This window comes from Anaerosporobacter sp. (assembly GCF_031551385.1).
In the GTDB taxonomy this organism is placed as follows: domain Bacteria; phylum Bacillota; class Clostridia; order Lachnospirales; family Lachnospiraceae; genus Anaerosporobacter.
Window position 1 is genome coordinate 1 of sequence record NZ_JAVBNS010000190.1, and the last position, 5,871, is coordinate 5,871.

Here is a 5,871-nt window from a genome sequence, read left to right on the forward strand (position 1 = left end):
CTCATTTGATGAGAGAGGGCAATAGAACGCTGGATGAGCACCAATGGAGAAATGCATCTCTTTGGTATCGGTATTCGTCACATCCCAAATCACTTCAATCGTATTGCCATTTAATTGATATGTGACAGTAAGGTCAAATAAAAATGGATATTGTTGCAATGTTTCTTCCGTTGCTGTTAATCTATGCTTAATAGAAGTTTCAGTCACTTCGATACATGCAAACTCCATATCTCTTGCGAAGCCATGTTGCGACATAGAATAGTCTAGTCCATTATATTGAAAGCTTTTCCCCTTGAGGCTTCCAACGATAGGGAACAAGATTGGTGAATGACGTTTCCAGTATGTTGGATCTGCATTCCACAGATAGGATTGTCCAGTCTTCTCTGAAACAATGGCAGATAGTTCAGCACCAAAGTCATTAACCGTAATTGATATTAATTCGTTTTTTAATACATGTTGTCCCATTATAATCCTCCTTATTATGATGTTATGAGTAATTGCGAGTTTCACAATTGCTTTAACATAAATAAGTATGACACAAAGAAGAGCTAATATCTACATAGAAAAAAGAGTCAGAATATTCTGACTCTTTCAAAAGTATTTTTTCGTAAACTTCAGTATCTAGTGTAACATACCGGATAATAAAAGTCTAGTATTATTTGAAAAATGCGTGTATGATAACAATTACCCAGTAAATTAATAAATTACCTGCCTAGGGTGTGTTTGAAAACTCATTGTACTGTTCTGCGCAGACCAATACAAGCAGTTTTCAAATACGCCCAAGTTCTCACCTTATTTGCATTTAGAAAATGTAGAATTGAGTTTTGGATGAAAGGAGAAGAACGATGAGCAAAGAAGTACAAGAAACAAAGAATCATTTAGAAGAAATGGAGGTAGGAGACAAGGAAGAATGGAGAAAAGAGGAGGCACACCTTTCAAGTTGTGAGGAAGTAATACAAGGAAATATTGATATGCTATCAACTAGAGTAAAAGATATGCAGGAGCAGACGAAGGAAATGTATGATAACTATCGTTCGGATAATCCAGAGCTTCATAATGAATTGGTAGTAGGAATGGATTTGCAATCACAGGCAGAAAAAGAGTTGCGAAAGAATCTGCTAGCACAGGATAAACCGTATTTTGGGCGAATTGACTATATGGAGCATGGAGAAGAGAAGGAATTTTCTTTGTATATAGGCAAGAATGGTGTAATGAAAAGTCCATCGGAGATTATGATTGTCGATTGGAGAGCACCGATTGCGAGTGTATATTATGATAGTGATATCGGAGAAAGCTCTTATCCTTCCCCACTTGGAGAAACAATATATGTAGACTTGGGATTGAAGAGAACGTTTGAGATTAGTAAAGGTGTCTTAAGGGATTTCTATGATGCCAATGTTATAGCGAATGATGAATTCCTTACGAAATATTTAGGAAAGAACAAAGAGGCAGTATTAGGAGAAATCATTGCAACAATTCAAAAAGAGCAAAACGATATTATACGTGATACTCCATGGCATAATATTGTAGTTCAAGGTGTTGCTGGTAGTGGAAAGACGACGGTAGCAATGCATAGAATCTCCTATATACTATATAACTTTAAGGAAAAATTTCGTTCGGATGAGTTCTATATTATCGGAAGTAATAAGATGTTACTGAATTACATTACAGGAGTACTGCCAAATCTTGATGTATATAATATCAATCAATTGACGATGCAGGAATTTTTCCAAGGACTTTTAGAAAAGGAAATGTCGAAGAAGAAAGGTTACAAGATGACAGATGCCTTTTTGAAAGCAAGAATGACAAGTACAAGTGAAATTGAATCAGGAGCGAAACATTTTAAGGGGTCGCTGCAACTACTAGATGCATTGGAACTGTACCTAAAGGAATATATATTTAGTCACATTCCTATGAAAGAGATTGTATATAAAGGAAAGACATTATATACACCAGAGGAGATTCGGCAGTTTATAGAGACCTTTAAACAATACTCTTTTCAAGAGAAAATCGATATGATGAACAAAAGACTGCAGACAAAGATTCGTAATGCGAATGAACTTCTTGGGGAAGAGAAGGAAATCGTAAGGCAGGAGTGTAAGTTATATAGAAATTATTTTGGAAAAAAGAATGAGAAGATTGATTTATATGCAGTCTATGAAGATTTCTTAGATGATTTGTATAGCAATCCGAATAAATACATGGCAGCAGGGGTGAATCTTCCAAGTAATATCGAAGTCTTGCAATACCTTAGAGATACATTTGCAGGGAAAGAGATTGATTTATATGACCTTGGTCTAATTGCTTACATAAAGAAAAACCTACGAGACACGGTAGATTTTAAATATGTAAAGCATATTGTTGTAGATGAGGCACAGGATTTTGGTGTAATTGCATACGGCATTCTAAAGCGTCTGTTTCCAGAGTGTACCTTTACGATTATGGGCGATATATCGCAGAATATTCATTATGATACAGGTATGAATGATTGGAGAGACTTACGTGAGCAAGTATTTTCACCAGAAAAGGATCTGTTCTATACATTGGCAAAGAGTTATCGTAATACGGTTGAAATCTCTAACTATGCAAGTGAAGTGTTAGCAAAATGTTCTTTTGAAACATATGCGATTGACCCTGTTATTCGTCATGGACAGGAAGTTGTAGTTGAAAAGCATAAGAATTTTGATGAAAATGTTGAGGCAGCAGTTTCTTTGATTAAGCAGATCAGAGAGAAAGAATACGATACCGTTGCAATAATCTGTAGAACAGTAGAGGAAACAAAGGCAGTATACGATGCGTTGAAGGATAAGATAGAAGTAGAACCTTGGAAGGAAGACATGGAAGAGCTTGTATTTACAAACGGTGTTATGGTATTGCCAATTCATATGACAAAGGGACTCGAATTCGATACGGTAATTCTATGGAATCCAGACACGGTAAGTTACAACAATACGGATGCAGATGCGAAGTTATTATATGTGGCGATAACGCGTGCGTTGCATGAATTGTATGTGTTACATTATGGGGAGTTGTCGGAACTATTACGGTTTTAAATGGGATATACAAAATTTCGACCTTGACAAGATTCTAGGTAATGTTATAGAATAAAACTTAGCATGAATATTGAACGAACAAAGATTAGGAGTATTAAGAGCAATGGTGTTACAGAGAACTGTCGGTCGGTGTGAGACAGTACATACAGCTCCCAACTCGCCTAGGAGTTCCTTGATTGAACCATATGAGTATTGTAATTCATATGTATGAAAGCATTTTATCTATGAAAAAGATGAAAACTTCAAGAAGTAGGTCAAGGCGGGAAATCCCGTTATAGATCGATGAGTGCAGAAGACTTATAAAAAGAGCAATACATTGTTTTTCTATAAGTAATCTGAACTAGAGTGGTACCACGAATGGATTAACAGCCTTTTCGCCTCTAGAGTTATAGAGACGAGAGGGCTTTTTTTGATTTATAGGAAAGTGCGCCCTATAAATTTAAGACCCTTCGCTATGGTTGCAAACTCTTTTATTCATTCGATATTCAATTAAAATTAGTACTATAGTGCACAAAGCTGTGCTCAAATATAAGGAGGAAATATCATGTCAGTTATGTACAATCCAAAAGTGATTGAGAAAAAATGGCAAGGCATCTGGGAAACAGAGAAAGCCTTTCAAGCAGGAAATGATTATTCAAAACCAAAGTTCTATGCATTAGTTGAATTCCCTTATCCATCAGGACAAGGACTTCATGTAGGTCATCCAAGACCATATACAGCACTTGATATCATTGCAAGAAAGAGAAGAATGCAAGGATATAATGTATTATATCCAATGGGTTGGGATGCATTTGGTCTTCCAACAGAGAACTATGCAATCCAAAATCATATCCATCCAAAAGAAGTTACAAAGAGAAATGTAGCGAACTTTAAGAACCAATTACAAAACCTTGGTTATTCTTTTGATTGGGATCGTGAAATCAATACAACAGATTCAAACTATTATAAATGGACACAGTGGATTTTCCTTAAATTATTTGAAAAAGGTTTAGCATACAAATCAGAGATGCCAATTAACTGGTGTACTTCTTGTAAGGTAGGTCTTGCCAATGAAGAAGTAGTAAATGGTGCATGTGAGCGTTGTGGAAGTGAAGTTGTTCATAAAGTTAAGAGTCAATGGATGCTTAAAATCACGGAATATGCAGATAAATTAATTGATGATCTTGATGAAGTTGATTATATCGATCGAGTTAAAGTATCTCAAAAGAACTGGATTGGACGTAGCGAAGGTGCAGAAGTTGATTTCAACTTAACAGGAAAAGAAGAGAGCTTACGTATCTACACAACAAGACCAGATACCTTGTTTGGTGCAACTTACATGGTAATTTCACCAGAACATCCGATGATTGATAAGTACAAAGAAGAAATCAAGAACTATGATGAAATTATTGCATATCGTGAAATGGCTGCTAAAAAATCTGATTTTGAGAGAACAGAATTAGCAAAAGATAAGACAGGTGTTTGTATTGATGGAATTACAGCAACGAACCCTGTTAACGGAAAAGAAGTTCCAGTTTGGATTTCAGACTATGTATTAATGACATACGGAACAGGTGCAATTATGGCAGTTCCAGCACATGATGAACGTGACTGGGAATTTGCTAAGAAATTCAATCTTCCAATTATTGAAGTAGTTGCAGGCGGAAACGTTGATGAAGCAGCATTTACAGATACAGCAACAGGTCAATTAGTAAATTCTGATTTCTTAAACGGATTAGAAGTAGCTGATGCAAAAGTTAAGATTATTGAATGGCTTGGCGAAAAAGGCATTGGTAAGAAGAAGAGAAACTTTAAATTAAGAGACTGGGTATTCTCACGTCAAAGATATTGGGGAGAGCCAATTCCACTTGTTCAATGTGATTGCTGTGGATTTGTTGCGATTCCAGAAAGTGAATTACCATTACAACTTCCAGAAGTAGAATCCTATGAGCCAACTGATAATGGAGAATCTCCACTTGCTCATATGACAGACTGGGTGAACACAACTTGTCCGAAATGTGGAAAACCAGCGAAGAGAGAAACAGATACAATGCCTCAATGGGCGGGGTCTTCATGGTATTTCTTACGTTATATTGATCCAACGAATACAGAAGCATTTGCAAGCAAGGAAGCACTTGATTACTGGATGCCAGTAGACTGGTACAATGGTGGTATGGAGCATACAACACTTCATTTACTATATTCAAGATTCTGGCACAAATTCTTATATGACCAAGGTCTAGTTAGTACGAAGGAACCTTATGCGAAGAGAACCTCTCATGGTATGATTCTTGGAGAAAACGGCGAGAAGATGTCAAAATCTCGTGGAAATGTTGTAAATCCAGATGATATCGTAAATGAATTCGGTGCAGATACACTTCGTACTTACGAAATGTTCGTTGGAGCATTTGAACTAAGTGCTGCATGGTCACAAGAAGGTGTTAAAGGCTGTAGAAGATTCCTTGAGCGTGTTTGGAAACTTCAAGATATGATTGTAGATGGCGATGAGTATTCTAAGGAATTAGAAACAAAGATGCATCAAACAATTAAGAAAGTAAGTAACGATTTTGAAAATCTTAAATTCAATACAGCAATTGCAGCAATGATGTCTCTTGTAAATGAATTCTACAAGGTTTCAAAAGTTACAAGAGGAGAGTTCAAAACACTATTAGTATTGATGAACCCAGTTGCTTCTCATATGACAGAAGAACTTTGGGAAACAATGAACTATGGTGGTAAATTGTATCAAACAACTTGGCCAGAGTGGGATGAAGCAAAGACAATTGAATCAACAATTGAAATTGCAGTTCAAATTAATGGTAAGGTAAAAGATACAATC

The 5,871-nt window shown here is 36.2% G+C and carries 3 protein-coding genes; 2 read left to right on the forward strand and 1 reads right to left on the reverse strand.

The window, feature by feature from the left end:
* Nucleotides 1–465, reverse strand: a 465-nt coding sequence (locus RMR19_RS15035) for an aldose epimerase family protein (RefSeq protein ID WP_442871545.1), incomplete at its 3' end; no start/stop codon positions are given.
* Between the two features lie 380 nt (nt 466–845).
* Here RMR19_RS15035 and RMR19_RS15040 point away from each other — a divergent pair.
* Together RMR19_RS15040 and leuS are read left to right on the forward strand one after the other, a co-directional pair.
* A complete protein-coding gene (locus tag RMR19_RS15040) occupies nt 846–3,053 on the forward strand; it encodes a HelD family protein (protein WP_310604316.1) in 2,208 nt (735 codons plus the stop codon).
* A 544-nt stretch (nt 3,054–3,597) separates the two neighbouring features.
* Nucleotides 3,598–5,871, forward strand: a 2,274-nt coding sequence (gene leuS, locus RMR19_RS15045; RefSeq protein ID WP_310604317.1) for a leucine--tRNA ligase, incomplete at its 3' end; no start/stop codon positions are given.

Excerpts from the sequence above, each read along its gene's own strand:
- RMR19_RS15040 (WP_310604316.1), top strand. The coding sequence starts at position 846 with ATGAGCAAAGAAGTACAAGAAACAAAGAATCATTTAGAAGAAATGGAG.